General features: G+C 67.6%; 25 protein-coding genes. 1 reads left to right on the top strand and 24 read right to left on the bottom strand.

The genetic code is table 11. The annotated features are described in order from the left end of the window. Nucleotides 1-15: 15 nt before the first annotated feature. Together sctV and CYFUS_RS13800 are read right to left on the bottom strand one after the other, a co-directional pair. Nucleotides 16-2,148, bottom strand: a complete 2,133-nt coding sequence (sctV, locus tag CYFUS_RS13805; protein WP_095985639.1) for a type III secretion system export apparatus subunit SctV — start codon at nt 2,146-2,148, stop codon at nt 16-18. A gap of 108 nt (nt 2,149-2,256) precedes the next feature. Next, nucleotides 2,257-2,691 (bottom strand): tetratricopeptide repeat protein, encoded by a 435-nt coding sequence (locus tag CYFUS_RS13800; RefSeq protein ID WP_095985638.1) that lies wholly within the window; start codon nt 2,689-2,691, stop codon nt 2,257-2,259. Nucleotides 2,692-2,795: 104 nt separating this feature from the next. Here CYFUS_RS13800 and CYFUS_RS13795 point away from each other — a divergent pair, with 104 nt between their 5' ends. After that, nucleotides 2,796-3,407 (top strand): SAM-dependent methyltransferase, encoded by a 612-nt coding sequence (locus CYFUS_RS13795; RefSeq protein WP_095991990.1) that lies wholly within the window; start codon nt 2,796-2,798, stop codon nt 3,405-3,407. A 67-nt stretch (nt 3,408-3,474) separates the two neighbouring features. Here CYFUS_RS13795 and CYFUS_RS13790 read toward each other — a convergent pair whose 3' ends face one another. The 22 genes from CYFUS_RS13790 to CYFUS_RS13685 all read right to left on the bottom strand — a co-directional run bounded on the left by CYFUS_RS13790 (nt 3,475) and on the right by CYFUS_RS13685 (nt 20,744). Next, the gene (locus CYFUS_RS13790) at nt 3,475-3,978 is read right to left on the bottom strand and encodes a tetratricopeptide repeat protein (protein WP_095985637.1); all 504 of its coding nucleotides are present in this window, start codon (nt 3,976-3,978) and stop codon (nt 3,475-3,477) included. A 95-nt stretch (nt 3,979-4,073) separates the two neighbouring features. Beyond that, nucleotides 4,074-5,243, bottom strand: a complete 1,170-nt coding sequence (locus CYFUS_RS13785) for a DUF1521 domain-containing protein (RefSeq protein ID WP_232537546.1) — start codon at nt 5,241-5,243, stop codon at nt 4,074-4,076. A gap of 277 nt (nt 5,244-5,520) precedes the next feature. Continuing rightward, nucleotides 5,521-5,742, bottom strand: coding sequence for a hypothetical protein (locus CYFUS_RS13780; RefSeq protein ID WP_020918478.1), 222 nt, complete (start codon nt 5,740-5,742; stop codon nt 5,521-5,523). Nucleotides 5,743-6,009: 267 nt separating this feature from the next. After that, nucleotides 6,010-6,231, bottom strand: coding sequence for a hypothetical protein (locus CYFUS_RS13775; RefSeq protein WP_020918478.1), 222 nt, complete (start codon nt 6,229-6,231; stop codon nt 6,010-6,012). A gap of 146 nt (nt 6,232-6,377) precedes the next feature. Further along, the gene (locus CYFUS_RS13770; RefSeq protein ID WP_095985636.1) at nt 6,378-6,989 is read right to left on the bottom strand and encodes a hypothetical protein; all 612 of its coding nucleotides are present in this window, start codon (nt 6,987-6,989) and stop codon (nt 6,378-6,380) included. Nucleotides 6,990-7,117: 128 nt separating this feature from the next. Beyond that, nucleotides 7,118-7,597: a tetratricopeptide repeat protein gene (locus CYFUS_RS13765; RefSeq protein WP_095985635.1), complete on the bottom strand. Its 480-nt coding sequence runs from the start codon at nt 7,595-7,597 to the stop codon at nt 7,118-7,120. A gap of 3 nt (nt 7,598-7,600) precedes the next feature. Next, entirely contained in the window at nt 7,601-8,077 is a 477-nt protein-coding gene (locus CYFUS_RS13760; protein ID WP_095985634.1) for a hypothetical protein, read from the bottom strand. A 52-nt stretch (nt 8,078-8,129) separates the two neighbouring features. Further along, nucleotides 8,130-8,411, bottom strand: coding sequence for an EscU/YscU/HrcU family type III secretion system export apparatus switch protein (locus CYFUS_RS13755; RefSeq protein WP_095985633.1), 282 nt, complete (start codon nt 8,409-8,411; stop codon nt 8,130-8,132). 11 nt (nt 8,412-8,422) lie between these two features. Continuing rightward, nucleotides 8,423-9,487: a type III secretion system export apparatus subunit SctU gene (gene sctU / locus CYFUS_RS13750; RefSeq protein WP_095985632.1), complete on the bottom strand. Its 1,065-nt coding sequence runs from the start codon at nt 9,485-9,487 to the stop codon at nt 8,423-8,425. 16 nt (nt 9,488-9,503) lie between these two features. Next, nucleotides 9,504-10,322, bottom strand: a complete 819-nt coding sequence (locus tag CYFUS_RS13745) for a flagellar biosynthetic protein FliR (RefSeq protein ID WP_095985631.1) — start codon at nt 10,320-10,322, stop codon at nt 9,504-9,506. Next, nucleotides 10,319-10,582, bottom strand: a complete 264-nt coding sequence (fliQ, locus tag CYFUS_RS13740) for a flagellar biosynthesis protein FliQ (RefSeq protein ID WP_095985630.1) — start codon at nt 10,580-10,582, stop codon at nt 10,319-10,321. Before fliQ ends, CYFUS_RS13745 begins: the two co-directional genes overlap by 4 nt. A 7-nt stretch (nt 10,583-10,589) precedes the next feature. Next, on the bottom strand, nt 10,590-11,405 hold the full coding sequence (gene sctR / locus CYFUS_RS13735) for a type III secretion system export apparatus subunit SctR (protein ID WP_095985629.1): 816 nt from the start codon (nt 11,403-11,405) through the stop codon (nt 10,590-10,592). A 20-nt stretch (nt 11,406-11,425) separates the two neighbouring features. Beyond that, a complete protein-coding gene (locus tag CYFUS_RS13730; RefSeq protein ID WP_095985628.1) occupies nt 11,426-12,067 on the bottom strand; it encodes a flagellar biosynthetic protein FliO in 642 nt (213 codons plus the stop codon). A gap of 88 nt (nt 12,068-12,155) precedes the next feature. Next, a complete protein-coding gene (gene sctQ, locus CYFUS_RS13725) occupies nt 12,156-13,526 on the bottom strand; it encodes a type III secretion system cytoplasmic ring protein SctQ (RefSeq protein ID WP_095985627.1) in 1,371 nt (456 codons plus the stop codon). After that, nucleotides 13,523-14,449 carry a flagellar hook-length control protein FliK gene (locus CYFUS_RS13720; protein WP_095985626.1) on the bottom strand — a complete coding sequence of 309 codons (927 nt, stop codon included), beginning with the start codon at nt 14,447-14,449 and terminating at the stop codon, nt 13,523-13,525. The genes sctQ and CYFUS_RS13720 overlap by 4 nt, the downstream gene beginning before the upstream one ends. A 27-nt stretch (nt 14,450-14,476) precedes the next feature. Continuing rightward, a complete protein-coding gene (locus CYFUS_RS13715) occupies nt 14,477-14,968 on the bottom strand; it encodes a flagellar assembly protein FliH (RefSeq protein ID WP_095985625.1) in 492 nt (163 codons plus the stop codon). A gap of 36 nt (nt 14,969-15,004) precedes the next feature. Then, entirely contained in the window at nt 15,005-16,318 is a 1,314-nt protein-coding gene (gene sctN / locus CYFUS_RS13710; RefSeq protein ID WP_071899493.1) for a type III secretion system ATPase SctN, read from the bottom strand. A gap of 3 nt (nt 16,319-16,321) precedes the next feature. Next, the gene (locus tag CYFUS_RS13705; protein ID WP_095985624.1) at nt 16,322-16,993 is read right to left on the bottom strand and encodes a FliH/SctL family protein; all 672 of its coding nucleotides are present in this window, start codon (nt 16,991-16,993) and stop codon (nt 16,322-16,324) included. Nucleotides 16,994-17,017: 24 nt separating this feature from the next. After that, entirely contained in the window at nt 17,018-18,517 is a 1,500-nt protein-coding gene (locus CYFUS_RS13700; protein WP_095985623.1) for a hypothetical protein, read from the bottom strand. 53 nt (nt 18,518-18,570) lie between these two features. After that, nucleotides 18,571-19,365 (bottom strand): type III secretion protein, encoded by a 795-nt coding sequence (locus CYFUS_RS13695; protein WP_095985622.1) that lies wholly within the window; start codon nt 19,363-19,365, stop codon nt 18,571-18,573. A 133-nt stretch (nt 19,366-19,498) separates the two neighbouring features. Next, the gene (locus tag CYFUS_RS13690) at nt 19,499-20,032 is read right to left on the bottom strand and encodes an ATP-dependent helicase HrpB (RefSeq protein ID WP_232537545.1); all 534 of its coding nucleotides are present in this window, start codon (nt 20,030-20,032) and stop codon (nt 19,499-19,501) included. Next, nucleotides 19,950-20,744, bottom strand: a complete 795-nt coding sequence (locus CYFUS_RS13685) for a sigma-70 family RNA polymerase sigma factor (protein ID WP_095985621.1) — start codon at nt 20,742-20,744, stop codon at nt 19,950-19,952. The genes CYFUS_RS13690 and CYFUS_RS13685 overlap by 83 nt, the downstream gene beginning before the upstream one ends. Nucleotides 20,745-20,751 lie beyond the last annotated feature (7 nt).

The raw sequence follows: 20,751 nt of genomic DNA, 5'->3' as shown, positions 1-20,751 counted from the left end.
CCCCGCCGGGGACACTCAGCGCGTGGAGATACGGGCCACGGGCTGGATGTTGAGGTCCGGGGACAGCTCCTGGAAGCTGACGACGGAGAAGGGCGGGTTGAACTCGTACTCGAGCAGCTTGCGCACGTAGCGCCGGATGTCCATCGCGGTGAGGATGATGGGACGCTGGGCGCTGGGCGGCAGGTGTCCGCACTCGGCCTTGACGGCCTGGACGATTTCCTGGGCGATGTCCGGCTCCAGGGCCAGGTGGGTGCCCGCGGAGGTGCGCTTGATGGAGTTGCGGATGGCCTCCTCGATCTGCGGATCCAACAGATAGACCACGAGGGTGCCGGTGCCGCGCGCGAACTTGTGGGACACGTAGCGCCGCAGGCTCGCGCGCACGTGCTCGGTGAGCATCACGTTGTCGGCTTCCACCTGGCCGAACTCGGCGAGCGACTGGAGGATGCTGCGCATGTCGCGCACGGAGATCTCCTCCTCCACGAGCCGGGCGAGGATGTCGGTGAGCTTGAGCACGTTGATGACCTTGGGCACCACCTCCTTGACGATGGCGGGGAAGGCCTTCTCGAGCTGATCCAACATGGACTGCGTTTCCTGCACGCCGATGAACTCGCGCGCCTGGCGGCGCAGCACGGCCGCCAGGTGGAGGATGATGTAGCCGGGCACGTCCCAGGTGGTGAGCCCCGCGGCCTCCAGCGTCTCCTTGTGCTCCTCGGGCACCCACGCCGCCGGCTGACGGGTGGCGGGGTTGATCGCCTCGAAGCCCTGGATGCTCATGAGCTTCAGGCGCTCCACCGTGTCGTTGACGAGCACGTGGCCGATGGTGGCCTGTCCCGTCACCACGGGCACCTCGTTGATCTGAATCTGGTAGGAGCCGGGCGACAGGTTCGGGTTGCCGCGGGCGCGCACGCCGGGGAAGCGCACGCCCAGCTCCACGAAGAGACCATCGCGCATGAAGGGGATGAGCTCGAAGAGGAACTTGCCGTTGTCCTGACGCGAGTCCACGTAGGGCACCAGCGCGTCGGACACCTCCAGCACGATGGGGGTGACGACGGGGATGAAGAGCTCGGAGTCCGGGTTGATGGGCTCCTTGGGCGCGGGCTCCACGGCGGCCGGCGTCTCTCCCGCGGCCGCTTCTCCCGGGAGCGCCATGCCGCCGGTGTCCTCGCCCGCCGCCACCGCCTTCTCCTTCTTCAACATGTTCCAGGAGGCGTAGCCGGCGAGCCCACCGAGGATGAAGAAGGGAATCTTGGGCAGACCCGGGATGAAGCCGAGCACGCAGAGCATGGCGGCGGCGATGGCGATGGCCTTGGGGTAGGCGGTCAGCTGGCTGCCCACGTCATGACCGAGGTGCTGGCCTTCCTCGTCGCCGCCCACGCGCGTCACGATGATACCAGCGCAGGTGGAGATGAGGATGGCGGGAATCATTCCGACCAGACCGTCACCGATGGTGAGCAGCGTGTACTTGGCCGCCGCGCTCCCCACGTCCATGCCCTTCTGCATCACGCCAATGACGAGGCCGCCCACGATGTTGATGACGGTGATGATGATGCTCGCGATGGCGTCGCCCTTGACGAACTTCATCGCGCCGTCCATGGCGCCGAACAACTGGCTCTCGCGCTCCAGGTCGCGGCGCTTGCGCTTGCCCTCGTCCTGGTCGATGGAACCCGCGCGCATGTCCGCGTCGATGGACATCTGCTTGCCGGGCATCGCGTCCAGGGTGAAGCGCGCGGCCACTTCCGCCACGCGCTCGCTGCCCTTGGAGATGACGATGAAGTTCACGATGACGAGGATGACGAAGATGACCAGACCCACGACCATGTTGCCCTGGACCACGAAGTGGCCGAACGCCTCGACCACTTCTCCCGGGTCTCCCGTCAGCAGGATGAGGCGCGTCGTGGAGACGGTGAGCGCCAGACGGAACATCGTGGTGATGAGCAACAGGGTCGGGAACACCGACAACCGCAGCGCCTGCGGCACGTAGAGGGAGATGAGCAGCAGCACCACGGAGATGCTGATGTTCAGGGTGAGCAGCACGTCCAGCAGCAACGTGGGCAGCGGGACGATGAGCATCCCGATGATGGCCACCACCACGACTGCGAGGACGATGTCGGAGTATTTGGAGAGAAAGCCGTTGCTCTGGGCGGACATGCGGCCCGCGATACTAGCGAGACCCCGTCTCTTTCCCAAGCCTCCCCCCCCACCAGGGGCTCGTCATGCTCGGCCCGTCCCGGAGCGGACGAGCGTGAGGCGGGGGCCCTACCCTTCCTGGACCTCCCCCAGGTCCCGCCGGGCGTCTTCCGCGCTCTGCCACGCCGCGTCGGCCAGCACCCGCGCCCGCTCGGTGAGGGGATCCTGGTTGTCGGGATCCAGCTCCACCACGCGCGAGAAGTCGCGCGCCGCCTCCAGCGTGTTGCCCAGGCGCAGGTGCACCTCGCCGCGGTTGATGAGCGCGGCCGTGTCCTCGGGGTTGAGCTGCAGCGCCTGGTTGAAATACTCCAGCGCCTTGTCGAAGCCATCCATCGCCAGGCAGATGGCCCCGAGCGCCGTGCGGTAATACCCCTCCGTCGCATCCCGCTCCGCCAGTTCCTCGAAGAGGACACGGGCCTCGTCGTACCGCCCCTGTTCGTACAGAAGGAAGGCCTGCATGGCATTCACGAGCAGGTCGGGTTTCGGGGAGTCGGAGTTCGCCATGGTGGGTGGAGTCCGGTCAGTCAGGCGGCCGGGACCATACTACGCCCGCGCGAACGGGCGGAAGCCTCCTCGACGCGCCGGCCCGGCGGTCTAGGATGGCGCACATGGACATCGCGCGCGCCCAGGAGATCTTCGAGCAGCTCTACTCAGGCTTCTCCGGCTACGACATCGCCCGGCACGAGAAGGAACGCACGGGCCTGCAGGAAGCGGGAACCACCTATGGCGAGGTGGTCCCCCTGGCCTTCCACGACGTGCTCAACGAGGCCGCGCCCGGACCCGGGGAGGTCTTCTTCGATCTCGGCTCGGGAACGGGCAAGGCCACCCTCCTGGCGGCGCTCACCTTCCCCTTCAGCCGGGTGGTGGGCATCGAGCTGTTCCCCGGACTGGGAGACGCGGCGCGAAAGGTGCTCGCCCGCTACGACGCCGAGGTGCGGCCCCAACTGCCCGCCGAGTACGCCCAGCAGCGCATCGAGTTCATCGACGGGGACTTCCTCGAGCAGGATCTCTCCTCCGCCGACGTGCTGTTCGCGCACGGCACGTGCTACCCGCAGGAGACGATGGAGCAGCTCACCCACAAGCTCGAGGAGCTGCGCCCCGGCGCGCGGGTCGTCCTGGCGGGGCAGACCATCAAGTCCCCGGCGTTCGCCTTCGTGAAGATGAAGGTCATGCGCACCGACTGGGGCACGGCACTCGCGACGATCTACCGGCGCCAGTAGCCCCGCGGGAACTCCGGGAGGGCCCGGGAGGAGGGAGAGCGGCCCCTCCTCCAGGCGGGCGGGACGACTACGACTTGGAGGACTCCGCCGCCGCGCTCTGCAACGACGCCAGGGTGGCGCGCGCGCGCCGGGTGTTCTCGCGCTTGCCCTCGGGGTCGTACTTCAGCACGGACTTGATGTCCTGGAGGGCCTCGACGAGCCGGTTCTCGCGCAGGAACAGCTCGCTGCGCCCCACCAGCGCATCCACGTTGCCGATGTTGAGCTCGATCGCCCGGGTGTACTCCTCCATGGCCTCGGGGTACTGCTCGAGATGGGCGTAGACCGCCGCCAGGTTGCAGTGGAAGACGCTGTCATGGGGCGAGGCCGCCACGAGCCCCTTGAAGATCTCCAGGGCATCCTTGAGCTTGCCCGTGACGAGCAGCTCGTGACCGCGGGTGGCGATCTCATAGAGGCGCTCCCGGGGAATGCCGAGGAACTCCGCCGGGGAGATTTCTCCCAGGACGAGTCGCTCACCCGCCTCCGCGGGAATGTCGAGCGTTTTGGACGCGGGCTTCTGCTGGGAATTGCTCATGGAAGTACCCATGGGGAGAAGATGGGGAGAAAAAAGAAGGCGGGAGAAGCCACGAGGACTTTCCCGCCTTCGGAGTTTAACGTGAGGAGATCAAATTAGTAGCGCGGCCGGAACTGGCTGACGCTGGCGCGCAGCTGCTCCAGGGCCATCATGCGATCCATCATGCGGCCGATGTCCTCGAAGCTGGTCTGCAGCTGGTTCTGGCGGTTCTGCAGCCAGGGCAGCGGACGGGGGGTCGGGCGCTGCGACTCGAACGGGTTGCGGTTCTGCAGCTGCTTGGTGAGCTTGCTGAGCGTCTCGAACACGCGCGACAGCTGGCCGAAGAGGTTGCTGAGCTTGTCGAAGTAGGTGTTGCCGGTCTTGGGCGGCACGATGCCGGTGTTGCCATTGTTGGGCGGCACGATGCCGGTGTTGCCATTGCCGGCCGCGAGAGTCCCGCCGAGCTTGAAGGACTCACCGCCGTTGTTGCTGCCGATGACCTCCTTGCCCTGGAAGGACCAGTCGTCGGTCTCCTTGCCCATGACGAACACGTCCTTGCCGCCGAAGCTGTTGGCGTGCGCGTAGCCGTCCTGGGTCACGGTGCCGACCTTGCCCTTGCCCTTGTCGACGTCCGTGACCTGCACGCGGTCGTTGCCGGAGATGATCTCCAGGCCGCCGGTCACCGTCATGCCGTTGCCATAGGGCACGGTGGAGACGTTGATGCGGGTGCCATCGCCGAGCACGAAGGTGCTGTCGCGCTTGAAGTCCCACTTGCCGCCATCACCCTCGTCCACGTGCGGGTCACCCCACACGCGCGTGGACTTGCCGTCCGGACCGGTGATCTTCCACTCGTGCTGGCTCGTCGCCTCGATCTTGTAGCCGCCGGGGGTGGTGATGACGCCGTTGGAGTTCGTCTTCAGGCTGCCCGAGGGATGGCTCGAGTCGGTCGGAGAAGGACGCGACGGCGTGCTCGCCCCACCCGTCCCCACCACCGCGTTGAAGATGTCCATGATCGAGCGGTTGGGAGGGAAGAGCTGATCCACCGAGCCCGGGGCGCCCGCCGCACCCGCCGCGGTGGTGCTCGTCGTCGTGGTCGTGGTGGTGGTCGTCGTGGTCGTGGTGGTGGTCGTCGACCCCTGGCCGATACCAGCCAGCTGCGATCCCAGCTCATTGAGCAGCCCCTGGGCCGCCTGCAACGCCTGCGCTGCGGACAACACATTCTGCTGCTGAGGCAGAGCCGTCATGACGCCACGAGCGACGTTGCTGATGTCCTTGATGGAAGACATGGATTTTTTCCTCCAGCCCACTGCGGGGCTGAGTTGTTTGATGGGGGTACCGACAGCGACCCTACAAACAGATTATCGGAATCTGAGTCCGGGAGTTTCCTGCGCATTTAAATAGGGTTTCCAAAGATTTCGAAACCACTGGGACGCTTGAGCCGGAAAACCCTCTCCGCGGACGAGACACGCGGGAAATGCAAAAAAACCGGCCTCGCATGGGAGCCCCCCTTGACGGGAGGACCCTACGAGGCCGGTTCTAAATGCTCGCTTGCTGAAGGAGCGACTACCCGCCGATGTTCTTGATGACGGACATCGCCATCTCGTGCATCTGCTTCATCATCTGGGTGATGAGCTGGAGAAGTTCCTGCTCCTTCTGCATCTTCATCTGCGCCTCGAGGAAGGGCTTCATCTCCGCGGGGGCGTTCGCGAGCATCTGGTTCTGCGCCGCGGACAGACCACCGATACCGCCCTGCGCGTTGCCGACAATACCCATCAAGGAACCCATGGTGTTCTCCTCAGGCCCGCTGGCGGGGCCGAAATCGGGGGGGGAAACAAACAGCTTACAAATTGATTATCGGCCCATGCGCTCCGGAGTTTCCTGCTGATTTTCCCCACCCATTTTTTCGGGCTCCTGGGAGCGCGCGGGCGGCACCACCGGAAGAAGCCGGCACGGACCCAGGCACGAAAAAAAGAACCGGCCCCGTATGGAGCCCCCCCCTGACGGGGGGACCATACGAGGCCGGTTCTAGAAGCTCGCTTGATGGAGAAGAGACTACCCGCCGATGTTCTTGATGACGGACATCGCCATCTCGTGCATCTGCTTCATCATCTGGGTGATGAGCTGGAGAAGTTCCTGCTCCTTCTGCATCTTCATCTGCGCCTCGAGGAAGGGCTTCATCTCCGCGGGGGCGTTCGCGAGCATCTGGTTCTGCGCCGCCGACAGACCGCCGATACCGCCCTGCGCGTTGCCGACAATACCCATCAAGGAACCCATGGTGTTCTCCTCAGGCCCTCTGGCGGGGCCGAATCGGGGGGGCGAAGCAAACTGCCTACAAACTGATTATCGGCCTGCGTGCTCCGGAGTTTCCTGCTGATTTCCTCCGGCTTTTCCCGGGGCCACCGGGCACTCTCGGGGGACGGCTAACCCTTCGTTTTTCCGAGATCAGGGCTCTGGATCCACGACTTGAAGGAATCGAGCTGCTGGTTCTCGGTCTTGGGCGAGAGGGGCTCGGGGACCTGCCCGTCCAGTTGAGCGATCACGGGCGCCCGGCGAGGGGGGCTCTCGAAGCCATCCTGGGCACCCCGGGCCCGCTTGGGCGCGGGGGCCGACTTCGAAGCTCCGGCCGACTTCGCCGGCTGGGGAACCCCCTCGGCGAGGTTCACCTTGGAGAAGGCCGCGGGCACCGGCGGCGCCCCCTCGGGCCACTCCATCTGCCCCGAGAAGCCCACCGTGACGAGCCGCTCCTGCATGAACTCCACGCACTCCATGATGATGGGCGGAGGCGGAAGGACGGGATCCTTCATGAAGCGCACGAAGGCGTTCTTCACGTCCACGTAGAGGTTCATGCTGAACGGCGCGCCCACCTTGGTGTTGGCGAGCAGTTCGTACATCTTGCGCATCACGGGCTGCGCCGTCCCCTTGGCCGTACCGGCCTGCTTCTCGAGCGCAGCCAGAAGCCGATCCCGCTTCGCCACCAACTCGGGCGGCTCGACTGGGACCGCGTACTCTGACTTCGACTTGCCTTTCGCCATGAACAGGCCTCTTCAAGGGGGGTAGGAGACTTCCTGAGGAAGTCCGGAATCATACTAGAAAGAAATGAACTAACCGATCAAGCTTGCCGCCCGGGAATCTGATTCTCCGAGCGCAAAAATCGGGCCACTCACCGTTGGAGCAGGCCGCTGAGGATGGCGGCGGCCTTCTGGGCCAGCGGCTCCCGCTCGGGAAGCAGGGAGGCCACGCGGCGCAGATCCTCCACCGCCTGGGAGCGCTGCCCGAGCGACAGCCGGACCTCGGCGCGGCCCACGTAGGCCTGGGCGTCGCGGCCATCCAGCTTGAGGGCGACGTCGTAGGCGGCCAGGGCGCCCTGCGCGTTGCCCGCCGCCATCTCCACCACCCCGAGCGCCTTGGCGAAGTAGCCGTCCGCCGGGTTGATGGCGTAGAGCCCCTGGAAGAGGGTGCGCGCCTCGGCGATGCGGCCCTGGTAGAAGAAGATGTAGGCCGTCTTGGCGATGGCGTAGAGCTCCTCGTCGGTGTAGCCGCGCACGTCGCGCAGCGTCGCCTTGCCCTCGGCCCACCGCTGGAGCTGAGCGGCGAGCTTCGCCTCGTCCTGGTTGCCGTTCACGCGCTGTGCGGTGGCCATCGCCTAGTACCCCTCCTCCTGCTGCTCCTCGCGCATGCGGCGCTGGATGTCCTGGATGTCGGCGTGCACCTGGTTCACGAGCGAGAGCATCTGCGCCTCGCGCTGCAAGAGGCCCTTGAGGCGCTCCATGCGCTCGGGCGTCGTGTTGATGAGCGACAGGCTGCGCTCGAGCAGCTGCCGCTGCTCCGTGTCCGCGCGGCCCGCCACGCTGCCCAGGAACGGCCGATCCGAGAAGCCCTCGAGGTCCGCGTCATGCCCCCGGGGCTGGGGAGGCGTGGGCAGCCGCAGCTCCTCCGAGGAATGCGCCGGACCGATGAAGTCCAGCAGGGCCGCCGAGGCGAGCGCTGGATTCTTGGGGTTGCCAGCCTTGCGCTTCTTCCGATCGAACTGAGAGGGCTCGACCAGCTTCTCGCGAACCGCGCGGGGTCCCCCCCAGGGCCAGAGTGGCGCTCGGGGGGGTTGGTTGTTGATTTTGGCCATGGCGGGTGCGGATTTCACTCCAGGAGGGGCGCCCCCGTCCAGCCCCCAGTCCTCACCGCTTGCCGCCTGCCTGCCCGGCGCGCTGCAACTCGTAGACGAAGTTGAGGATCTCGGCGACCGCGTCGTAGAGCTCCTCGGGCACTTCCTGGCCCACGTCCACCCGGTAGAGGGCGTTGGCGAGCGCCACGTTCTTCATGAGGGGGATGTTGTGCTGGCGGGCGATCTCCCGGATCTTCTCCGCCCTGAGGCGCAAGCCCTTGGCCACCACACGGGGCGCCGCGTCCTTGTCCTTGTCGTACTGGAGCGCGATCGCCATCTCGGCATCGTCGTTCATGGGAGTGCCTCTCAGGCCCGCGCCGGGGGCGTGTCGTTCTTCAGGCCGTAGACGAAGTTGAGCACCTCGGCGACGGCATCATAGAGCTGCTCGGGGATTTCCTCGCCCACGTCCACGCGCAACAGCGCATGCGCCAGGGGGACGTTGCGCAGCGTGGGCACGTCCCGCTCGCGCGCGAGCGCCTTGATGCGCTCGGCCCTGGAGTCCAGCCCCTTGACGATCACGCGCGGCGCCGTGTCCTTCTCCTTGTCGTACTTGAGCGCCACGGCGACGTGGTCCGGGTTGGTGACGATGACGTCCGCGTTCTGCACCGCGTGCATCTGCGCCTCCTCCAGCATCTCGTGCGCCACCTGCTTGCGGTGGGCCTTCTGGTGCGGATCTCCCTCGCTCTCCTTGTATTCCTTCTTCACGTCCTCCTTCGACATCATCTGGTCCTTCATGTACGCCTTGCGCTGCCACCAGACGTCGAAGATGGAGAAGAGGAAGAACACCATGACGACGCGCGTGGCGACGATGAAGATGAGCTCGCCCATGATGAACAGCGTCACGTGCACGTCGCGGCGCACCGACTCCATCACCATGGGCATGGCGCCCTTGAGCGCTCCGTACGTCACGTAGCCGGCCACCGTCATCTTCAAGACGTTCTTGATGACCTCGACGATGGTCTTCTTGGAGATGAGGTTCTTGGCGCCCTCGATGGGATTGAGCTTTTCCGGCTTGGGGATGAGCGGATCCATCGTGAAGAGCGCGCCCACCTGGAGGAAGTCCAGGAGGCCACCCATGATGGCCACCGCGCACACCACCGGCAGGGACACCAGCAAGATGGATTGCAGCGCCAGCGAGGCGAGCTGGTAGGTCGCCTGTTGGAGGTCCTCCGGGTGGGCGATGTGATCGAAGCTGAAGTGGAAGAGCTCGGTGATCTTCTGCTCGAACATGGACCAGACGCCCTTGACGACGCCCAGGCCCACCACCAGGCCAGCCACGCCCGTCAGGTCCTTGCTCTTCCAGACCTGGCCCTTCTTCCGGGCGTCATCGAGCTTCTTTTGTGAGGGCTCTTCTGTTTTCTCGTCGGACATGGAGCGTTTTCCCGGCTCAACCGAGCAGGCGCAGCGCGTCGCGAAGCAGGGCCAGCATGTGGACGAACTCCTGCTGCATGCGGCCCATGATGAGGCTCAAGGCGATGGAGGTGACGACGACCGTGGCCAGGGGCTTGAGGGACTGGGCGAGGAAGGACACCTGCACCTGGGACGCCATGCGGTTGATGGCGCCCAGCGCCACGTCCGTCACGAAGGCCGTGAGCAGGGTGGGCGCGGCCAGCGCCATGGCGATGGTGAGGATGTCCGCGAAGGAGCGGATGAACAGCTCGAAGAAGGGCCACGAGCCCGAGCTGAAGCGCGGAAACCGGTCCAACGGGACGATGTCGAGGCTCTCGGCGATGGCCTGGATGATCACGTGGTGGCCATTGAGGGTGAAGAACATCACCACCGACAGCTGCCCCTTGAGGTTGGCCAGCAGCGTCACCTTGTCGTTGACCAGCGGCGCCTGGAGCTGCGCGCTGTTGGTGCCCGCCATGGAGTCGGCGAGGTTGCCCGCCACGCGCGCCGCCTCGAACACCTTGCTGACGATGAGCGCGAGCGACACCCCGATGAAGATCTCCTTGAGCAGCAGCGCGATGTAGGGCAGCGAGCTGGTGGGCAGCGCCCCGATGCGGTGGCTCACCAGGGGGAACATCACCGCGGAGAGCGTGATGCCCACGCCCATCTTGATCTCCGGAGGCACCTGCTCCTCGCCGAGCAACGGCGAGAGCACCAGCACCGGCATGATCCGGCACATGAGCAGGCCCATCGTGAAGATGGCGAGCGAGAAGTTGGCCTGCTCGGTCAGCCGGGCGATGACTTCGGAGACGTTCATCGGATGAGCACGGGGAACTGCTCGAAGATGAGGATGGTGAAGCGAGCGAACTGGCTGCCCATCCACGGGCCCATCAGCGCGAGCAGCAGGAACACGGTGATGAGCTTGGGCGCGAACGAGAGCGTCTGCTCCTGGATCTGCGTGGTGGCCTGGAAGACGGCGATGACGAGACCCACCATCAGGGCCATCAACACCGGGGGCAGCGACACCATGATGACCAGGGTGAGGCCCTGCTGGACGATGCTCGTGAGCTGATTCATGGGCGTCTCACAGGTAGCCGACGACGAGGCCCTTGGCGATGAGGTACCAGCCGTCGACGACCACGAAGAGGAGCAGCTTGAAGGGCATGGAGACGGTGGTGGGCGACAACTGGTTCATGCCCAGCGCCTGGAGGATGTTGGCCACCACCATGTCCACCGCGAGGAAGGGCACGAAGAGCAGGAAGCCGATCTGGAAGGCCTGCTTGAGCTCGGACACCACGAAGGCGGGGATGATGATCATGAAGTCCCGCTCGGTGAGGGCCTTGCGGTCCTCCTCGGTGGCGCGCAGCCGGGCCAGGTTGAAGAAGAGCGAGCGATCCTTGGCGGTGATCTTCTTGTTGAGGAAGGCGCGCAGGGGCTCCTTGGCCTTGTTGGCCGCCTCCAGCAGGGTGCCCACCGACTCCGAGGACAGGAGGCTGGGCCCCTTGGCCATGATGTCCACCTCGGCGGCCCGGTACATGGCCTGCCCCACCGGCGCCATGATGTAGATGGTGAGGATGATGGCCAGGCCGGTGATGACCTGGGTGGGCGGAATCTGCTGGGTGCCCAGCGCCTGGCGCACGATGGACAGCACCACGGAGATCTTCACGAAGCTCGTCACCATCATCAACACGAAGGGGACGAGCGACAGCGCGGCCAGCGCCAGCATGAGCACGAGCGGCCGCGAGGCGAAGGACTCGGGGCTGACCGACTCGACGGCCACGGCGGAGTCCGGGCCCGAGCCGCCGCGCCTGGCGGCGAAGGCGAGGACGGGCTCCAACGCGAAGACCAGGGCGAACAGCCAGGGCTTGAGACGCGGGACGGGGAGGCGAACGCTGGGCATGACTCTCACGGGTCGGCTCTTCAGGCGGCGTCCGGCGGACGGGGGACGCTGGGAGGGGTGGAACCCGGCGGAGTGGCGTCGCGACGGGCGATGAGCTTCTTGAGGAAGGGGGACAGCGGCATCACGTTGGACGGAGGCGGCGCGGTGCGGATGCGCTCCACCGCCCCGGTGTCGAGCTTCGAGATCAGCTGCAGACCATTCTCGCCACCGCCCACCAGCAGGTACTCGCCCGCGGCCTTCACCACGAAGAGGGTGCGGCGCTGATCCAACGGCACGCGCTCCACCACCGACACCACCGATTGCTGCCCCACGGGCACACCCTGCAGGCCCATCAGCTTGCGCAGGCCCACGTTGAGCGTGAGGTAGATGAGGGCCATCACCCCGCCGAACACCACCAGCGTGCGCATGAGCATCCACCCGAGGCTCTCGGTGGGCGCCTCCGCGCCGGACGTCAGATCGGCTTCGGGTGGCAGCTCGACCGGAGCCGGCGGCGTGGCGCCCTCCGTGGCGCTCGCGGGAGCGGACGCGCCAGACGGAGGGGGCGCGAACTCGGCGGCGGCGGGCACGGCGGCGGGCTCCTCGGCCCGGGCCGGCGGTGCCAGCCAGAGGCAGGCGCAGAGCGCCAGGACATGACGCGCGGAGAAAACGGGTGAGACGGCCATGGTGGGCCGCGAGGCTAGTTCATTGCACGGGAGACCGCCACGGGCCCCCCTGCCCTTCCCCCTCGCCTGCCTGCCTGGGAGCGGGGCCTCAGCCGGCGAGCGAGAGGATGCGCACACCCAGCTGGCCCTCGATCTCCACCAGTTCACCCCGCGCCACCACCTTGCCATTCACCGACAGGTCCACGGGCTCGCCCGGCGCGCGGTGCAGCTCGACGACCTGGCCCGCCCGCAGCGAGACCACCTGCTCGGCCGTCACCGGCACCCGGGCGAGCTCCACGCAAATCTGCAACGGGATGTCACCCAGCAGGTCGCCTGCATCCATCTGGTCTTCCATCTCTCCACTCTCCGCCGTGGGGTTTTCCGACTCGGGGTTGGTGTACTCCTCCCCCTCCCCGTTGGCCTCATCCGAACCGCTCAGCGCCTCCGCCGCGGCCTCGTCCGAGTCGGAGGGGCCCCGCCGCTCGAGGTGAGACGGCTCGGTGAGCACCACCTCGGTGACACGCGCCTGGTACAGGCCGTCCTCGACGAAGACCTCCGAGGCCAGGAAGCCCCGGCGGCCGAGGCCCAGGAACAGCCGCGCCGTGCCCTCCGCGCCCTGGTCCGGCCGGGCCGAGAACTCGTCCACCAGCACCACGTCCTTCACCCGGAGACTCGCCAGGTCGTGGTGGCTGATCTCCGCCAGGCCGATCTCCGCGCGCAGCCAGGTGCGCACCGAGGACAGGCGGCTCAAGTGGGCCTCCATGTCCATGCGCAGCAGCGAGCGTCGCTGCTCGGGCGCGGGCTCCGGCGTCAGGCTCTCCAACACGCTGGCGGGCAGGAACAGGCGCACCATGCCCTCCTGGGTGCCGAGCCGGGCGCGCATCTGGAGCACCGCCACCTGGGCCTCCTCGCTCAGCCGCGACACCGCCTCGTCCACCCCGCGCGCCGTGCCCTCCAGCCGCAGCCGGCCCTGCTGGGGATCCGTCCCCGGCATCAGGGCGCGGATCGCCTCGAGCACGACGAAGCTCGCCACGCCCTCCTCGATGTCCGTCAGGGGCCGCAGGCCCACGGTCTCGCCGGCGCCGCCCAGGAGCAGATCCACCGCCGCGTGCGCCAGCGACAGCTCGACCTCCAGCACCGCGCGTCCGCGATGCCCTCCGGGCACCAGGAAGCACAGGAAGGTGGGCTCGGCGAGCACCCGGCGCAGCTCGCCCGAGGCGAGCACCCGCGACGACTCCAGGCCGAAGCCGATCTGGGTGTCGAAGATGGCCTTGAACCGCTCGCCCAGCGCCTCGACGGCCTCCGCCCTGGGCTTGAGCCACGTGAGCCGCTCGAGCAGCCGGGTTTCCGTGAGGGAGACCTTCTCCAGACGGGGGAAGACGTGGGGCTTCCAGGGTTTCGATGAGCGGGGCTTGAGCTTGCGCGCATCGACCACCATCGTGCGCTCCTCACCCGGCCCGTCATCCGTATCGAGGCTCATGTCTTCGCCTCGACCCTCATGTCCTCGAGCGTGAGGCCCCGGCTCGCCAGGGCGCTCTTGAGTCCCTCACGCTGCCCCTCGAGCATCTTGAGCACGTCGCGGTCCTTGCCGCTGAAGACGGCGTGGATCTTCCCGTTCTTCGCGCTGAGCTTGATGGACAGGCCACTGAGCACGTCGCCGCGCAGCTCGATCTGGAACTCCGCGTTGCCCGCGGCGTTGGTGCCCACGCGCACCCGCTCGACGATCTTCTGGGCGATCTCATTGGCGATGGCGCGCAGCCGCTCCGAGCCCGTGTTGGGCTTGGGTTGGGCCACGGGCACGGGCGCCATCAACGCCGGGTTGAAGCGGAAGCCCGCCGCCAGCTCCCCGTCCTTCTTGTCCTTGCCGTCCTCGCCCCCACCCTTGCCACCACCGTCCGCGTCCGTCTTGAGCGCGCCCTTGCTCCGGCTGGTCTGGGCCCCCGCGGCCGCGGTCTCGTTGCTCTGCTCGGACTCCTCGCCGCGCTTGCGCAGGAGCTCGTCGGCCGCGCGGGTGTCCGCCGAACGTGACTCGACGCGCGAGTGCAGCACGCCCTGATCGCCCTGCCGGGCCTGGGTCTCGAGTTCCCCCTGGGACAGATCCTTCTGACGCCCCTCGGCGACGGCATCCGTCTCGGCCTTGCCCGTCTGGCGCTGCAGGCCACGCACGTCACCGCCCTTGCCCTCCTGGAGGCGGGCGAGGACGGACTTGCCCAGGGACTGGGGAGGCGTCTGGGTGGCCTTCTGCTGCTGAGCGCTCTGGGCGTCCTTCTGCTGCCCCACGAGCTTGGAGAACGCGGAGGCGCCTTCCTGACGCTGCTTGGCCTTCGCCTCCTGGAGTCGTTTCTCCTGGGCCCGCAGCTCAGCGGCTCTCTCCGCCTGACGATCGTCTTCGACTCGGCTCATCGCTTCACCACCTGGGGGGGTCCGAGTCTACTTTCGCTGGCGCATCATGAACAAGGTGTTCCCGATCTCCTCCTGGTTCATTTCCTCCTTCTTGTCGCGCTCTTCCTTGAGTTGCTTCTTCCAGTTCTCCTTGTGCTTCTCGATGGCCTTGAGCTCCTTGGCCGCCTCGGCCATCTCCCGGCGCCGCTGCTCCACGAGCTTCTCGGCGGTGATGACGGCGTCCTTCTGACGCTCGACTTCCAGGGCGAGCTGCGCCTCCTCGTCCTTGAGACGCTCCTCGTAGCGGTTCATCTGGTTGAAGCCGCCAATGCCGGTGACGCCCTTGGCCATCACCTGCTGGAGGTGCTCCTGTACCTTCTGCTTGCGCATGGCCTTGCGCGTCACGAGTTCCTCCTCGAGACGCTGGAGCTCTTCCTTCTCCTTCGCCAGGGCCTTGACGGCGGCGGAGAAGGCCTGCTCGGCCTCCTCCTTCGCGCGCTCGCGCATCTCGATCAAGGTCTGCAATCGATAGGGGGGCATGGTGCCCACATCCTACCGCCAAACGGCACGCGCGCGTTACTCCGCGAAGAGCTCGATGAGCTGCTGCACCGTCACCTCGAAGGGACTGTTGGAGTGGGTGTCCTGTTTGAGGAAGTCGATGATCGCGTCGTACTTGTCGATGGCGTAGTCGGTGCGCGGATCCGTGCCGTACTGGTAGGCGCCCAGGAGGATGAGGTCGCGCTGCTTCTCGTAGGTGGAGAGCGTCTCGCGCAGCTTGCCCGCCGCCTTCTTGTGATCCTTGGAGACGATGCCGCTCATCACACGCGAGAGGCTGACGAGCACGTCCATGGCGGGCCACTGGTTGCGCTCGCCCAGGGCACGGTTGAGGATGTAGTGGCCGTCGAGAATACCGCGGACCTCGTCGGCGATGGGGTCTTCCATGTCACCGCCGGCCACGAGGCACGTGTAGATGGCGGTGCACTTGCCCTTCTCGGAGTTGCCCGTGCGCTCGAGGATGCGCGGCAGCATGGAGAAGACGCTCGGCGGATAGCCCTGGCGCGCCGGGGGCTCGCCGATGGCGAGGCCAATTTCACGCTGGGCACGCGCCAGACGCGTCACCGTGTCGAGCATGAAGAGCACGTTGCCACCGCGCTCGCGGAAGAACTCGGCGATGGCCGTGGCCACGTAGGCGGCGCGCAGACGCACGAGGCTGGGCTGGTCCGAGGTGGCGCACACCAGCACGGAGCGCTTCATGCCCTCCTCGCCCATGGCGTCCTCGATGAACTCACGCACCTCGCGGCCACGCTCGCCGATGAGCGCCACCACGCACAGGTCCGCCTTGGTGTTGCGCGCGATCTGTCCCATGAGCGTGGACTTGCCCACGCCCGAGCCGGCGAAGAGCCCCACGCGCTGGCCCTCGCCCACCGTGAGCAGCCCGTCGATGCAGCGCACGCCCAGGGGCAGGGGCCGCTCGATGCGCTGGCGCGTGAAGGGGTCCGGACAGTCCCGGTCCACCGACCAGTCCGCCATGCCTTGTGGCAGGGGCGTGCCATCCATGGGCTCGCCAATGCCGTTGAGCACGCGGCCGAGCAGCTCGTAGCCGCACTTGATGGTCAGCGGCCGGCCCGTGGGGATGACCTCACTGGAGGGGCCGATGCCCTGCAGCTCGCCGAGCGGCATGAGCATCACCTCGTCGCCCTGGAAGCCCACCACCTCGGCCTTCACCGAGGCGCGGCCCCCGTGACCCTTGATGACGACCACCTCGCCCACGCGCACGCCGGGCACGCTCGCCTTGACGACCAGGCCCGTCAGCTCGGTGACGCGGCCGCGCACCCGGTACAGCGGCGTTTCCTTGATGAGGGAGAAGTAATGCGAGAGATCGATGGCCATGGCTTACGCGGGCCCTTCCTTCTTGCCCTGATCGGGAAACAGCACGTTCTGGAGCATCTCGAACTGGGTGGGCAGCTGCGCGTCCACCGTGCCGAACTCCGTCTGCACGATGCAGCCCACGGGCGCCACGTCCGGATCCTCGCGGATGGCCACGTCCACCGCCCGGCCGATGAGCTCCATCAGCTCCGCCTTGCGCGCGCGCAGCACCGCCGCCGACTTGGGGTTCACCCGGAGCACCACCGCCCGCGCGTTGCGCAGCTCCTCGATGGCCTTGGCGCAGATGTCCGCCAGCAACGAGGGATCCCTGTCCACGTCCCGGCCGATGATCTTCTCGGCGATCTTGCACGCCAGCGCCACGACGTCCCGCTCCTGCTGGACGAGCAGCTCCCCGGCATGCATCTTCGCGCGCACCATCAGCTCGGTGACCTGGGACAGGCCCTCCTGGCGGCCCTGCTCGCGCGCCTTGGCGAGCACGTCCTCGCGCTCGCGCTGGGCCTCCGCGAGGATGCGCTCCTTCTCCCGCTGCGCCTCCTCGAGGATGGCCTGGGCTGACTGCCGGGCCTCGAAGACCTCGGCGTTCATCACGCCGGGACGCGGCGCACGCAGCGAGGGCCGATCCCCACCGGGCAATGGCTCCGACCCCGAATCGCCCTTGATCACCTTGCCAACTGCCATGGAAAGCTCCTTGTCGCGGGGATGCTAGCGCGTTCCGCCCCGAGGTCCACGCCCACTCGCGCCCCCCTGCCGAGGTCGCTCGCCCCTCCCGGACTGGGTGTCCTCGCGCCGAACGCCCGGATTGGTGCCCACCACCCGGGGAGGACGCTCGGCGGCGTCCCGGGGCGCGGGGGGCTGCACGAGACCCCGGCTCTGCGTACGCGCCAGCGGGGAGCGGAAGATGCGCGAGCCCTCCGCGTCCGAGACGGAGACGGCCGGCTGTTCGTTGACCCGGGAGCGACGGGGCGGCAGCGTGGCCCCACCCGGATCCACGGCCCTCTGCACTCCGTCCCGGGTGCCCCGGGGCAGGGGCGCGCCCCGGCTCACGCGCGCGGGCTCGGGGGAAACGAGCGCCTTCTGCCGGTCCACGTAGCTGAGGCTGGCGGCACCCGCCCGGCGCGCCTCGCGCTCGGCGATGGGATCCCGGCGCTGGCCCCCGGACGTGAGCGCGGGCGCGGGCACGGACACGGAAGCCCGGCGCGGCGCCGGAGCCCCCTTCATCGCGGGCGGGGGACCGAGGGCCGGCGGACGGGGCGGGCTCAGCCGGACGGGCCGATCGATGAGCCCCCGGGCCGCGAGCCGCTCGAGGTCGGTGACGATGTCGGTGCGGCCTCCATCCCCGCGGCTCGTCGGCTTGGCGCGCTCCTCGCGCACCCACTTCGCGAGGATCTGCCCGAACTCCCCGCGGTGCTTCTCCACCAGGCGGGCGGCGAACTCGGCGGACTGGGCCACGCTCGCGCGCGCCAGCCGGTGCACCCCGGCGCCCCGGATGGCCGCGGTCAGGTTCTCCATGCCGCCGTACTGCGAGAGCTGCGCGAGGGCCTCCTCCTCGGGGAGCCGGCGGGGGGCATTGGCCGTCACGGCGCGCACCGCGAGCTGGCGCAGGTGGGGCGGGAGCTGCGCGAAGGCCGCCTCCCGCTCCGCCTCCGGGACCCCCGCCAGGGCCGGGCCCAGCACGCGCGCGCCGAGGCGATCACACACCGAGAGCAGCTCACGCGCCTGGAGCATCAGCACGTCGGTGAACTTGAAGGGCACGTGCGCCGAGGCATCGCGGGCGAGCCGCTCCTCCAGCTTCCAGCGCACGATGTCGAGGATTTGAGGCCGCACCTCGCGCGTGAGCTTCACCCGGCGCGTGTTGGGCAGGTACGAGCGCACCGCCTCGGCGAGCGGCCCGGGCAGCGCGCGCAGCATCACCTCCACCAGCGCGCCGCGCTCGCGCTTGAGCAGCGCCGCCAGCCGCTCGGGATCCGCGCTCCACATCTGCCCGCGCCGATCCTTCACCAGCCGCTTGATCTCCTGGACCAGCAGCGGAATGCGCTTCTCGCGCGGAATCTGGAGGATGCCCTGGGCGCGATGCACCAGCAGCTCCGCCTCGTCCTCGGGCAGGTGCTCGAGCGCGGCGACGCCCTCCTGACCCCCGAAGGTGATGGCGGTCAGGAGCATCATGAGCTGTCGCTTGCTCAGCGAGGTGAAGAACTGGTCCAACGGTCACCCCACTCGAGAGAGACGTCGCAGACGAACCACGCGGGGGGCTCGCATCAATCCCGCTTCGCGCGGGCCCGTGCCGCCGCGGCGCCCCCGCTTCCGCGGATGAGCGGCCAGGCCGCCAGACCGATGGAGGCCAGGATGAGCAGCACGGCCACCGCCGCCATCATCCGGAACTGGCTCAAGCTGGAGGCCGTCATGCGCATGCCCATCACGTCCTGCAGCCGGCTCTCCGGGCCCACCTCCGCGTCGGGAGGAATGGCCGGCGTGAGCAGCACCGTCACCGCCGTGGGCTTGAGCTCCGGCACCGACGTGGAGACGAACTGCTGGATGTCCTCGCGCTTGATGGGCGGCTCGTTCTTGGGCCCCGGCCGGTACTTGATGAACACCGACGCCGAGGGCAGCGGCTTGTTCTCCGGCTGGGTGAGATCGTTGTTCTCCGGAATCATCACGATGACCCGGGCCTCCAGCACGCCGTCGATCTGATTGAGGGCGTTGGAGACCTCGCCGCCGAGCGACTTGAGCATCATGGCGCGCTCCTCGGTGGCGGTGGGCACCATGCCGCCCTTGGCGAAGTGGTTGAGCCCCGCCTCCATCGGGCGAGGCAGCGAGTACGCGCGCAACAGCTCGGCCGCCTGGGCCGCGTCCGCCTTGGGCACCTGGATCCGGAAGCGCAGCTCGTTGCCGCCTTCTTCCTTCAGCTTGGTGGCGGCGATGCCGTTCTTGCTGAGCAGGACGTAGATCTCGTTGGCATCCTGTTCGGTCAGTTCGTGTTGCAGATCGATGGTGCAGCCAGTCCCCAGCGCGAGAACGAGGAGGGCCGCGAGCGCGTACGGTCGGAGCGTCATGGGCGGCGCGTAGCTTAGATGGGGCGGCGTGCTTCCAACAAGAGCTGCTCTGGAAAGACCCGCAACGCCCGAGGGCGCCCCCTCGCTAGAGGAGACGCCCTCGAAAGACAGCAACCGCCAGTCCGGTTGGCTGCTAGACCTGGGTCTTGAGCGTGTCCTTCAGACCGCTCGTGGCCTTCTCGACCACCTTGCTCGTCAGATCCAGCTCCTGCGTGTACTTGTACATGCCGGCCTGGAGCGACAGCAGCTCCGCGTTGGAGAAGGTCTTCCCGGACGCACCCGCCTGGATGAGCTTCTCCATGTTGACCTGGCCGCGCTCCAGCTCGCCCACCACGTGGGAGATCATCGCGCCGGCCTTGCTCGCCTCGGGCTTGGCGTCCACGGCCTGGGCGCCCTTGGCGGTGGCGGGCTCCTGGCCAGCGGGGTTGGCCTTGTTGAAGGCCGCCTTGTTCGTCTTGTCGATGGCCTCCGCCTGACGCACCTGGTCGGCGCGCTGGGTGGACTGGGCGGCCTGCACGCCCTGCACCTGCTCGGCGCCTTGCGTCTTGTTGGCCAGGGCCGCGTCGAACTTCGAGGCGCCCTGCTTATTGACCTGTTGCGCGCCCTGGTCTTGGGACTTCTGCTGGGCGATCTGCGCCGCCGACACGCCGGCCATTGGACCCGCCATGTGACTGCCTCCTTGAATCCTCGGGGGAGGAAGGTTCCTCCTCGTTCAAAAGTTCCTTGAGCCGCTCGATGGCCCGCGCATGCAGCCGCGACGCCCAGCTCTTCGACTGCCCGATCTCCGCGCCCGCCTCTTCCAGCGTCTTGCCCTGGAAGTAGTAGCCCTGAAGCAGCCGGCGCTCCTTCTCCGGCAACTTCTCGATGGCCGCCCTCACCCTCACCCGCTGCTGCTCCAGCTCCAGCCGCTGGTCCACCGGCAGGGACTCGTCCGTGAAGCCCAGGGCATCGGAGCCCTCGAGGCTGGTGGCGAACACCATCGCCAGCCCCGCCACCGCGTTGGAAATCTCCATGACATCATCGTCAATGGACCCCCCGCGGTTGCCTCCTCCCTGCTCGCGATCCGAAAGATTTCCCAAATAGGCCGTGGCGCGCTCGCCCATGTAGGCGCCGCGCGCGTCACCACCCTTGAGCACTCCCATCTTCCGGAGGCCATCGTAGATGGCCCCCTTGATGCGGTAGTGGGCGAATGTAAGGAAGTTGGCCCCCATCTTGGGGTCAAAGCGGTCCGCCGCCTCGAGCAGACCGATCTGCCCATAAGCGAGGAGCTCATCCAGTTCGAGCTGGGCGGAGAACTGCTTGCGCACGGTCGAAGCCAACGACCGGACGTAGGGGCCGTACTTCTCCAGCAGGACCTTCTTGTCTTCACCGAGACCCAAGCGCGCG

This window comes from Cystobacter fuscus (assembly GCF_002305875.1).
GTDB classification, from domain to species: domain Bacteria; phylum Myxococcota; class Myxococcia; order Myxococcales; family Myxococcaceae; genus Cystobacter; species Cystobacter fuscus_A.
Note: the sequence above shows the minus strand (reverse complement) of the source record. Positions and strands in the feature narration are given on the sequence as shown.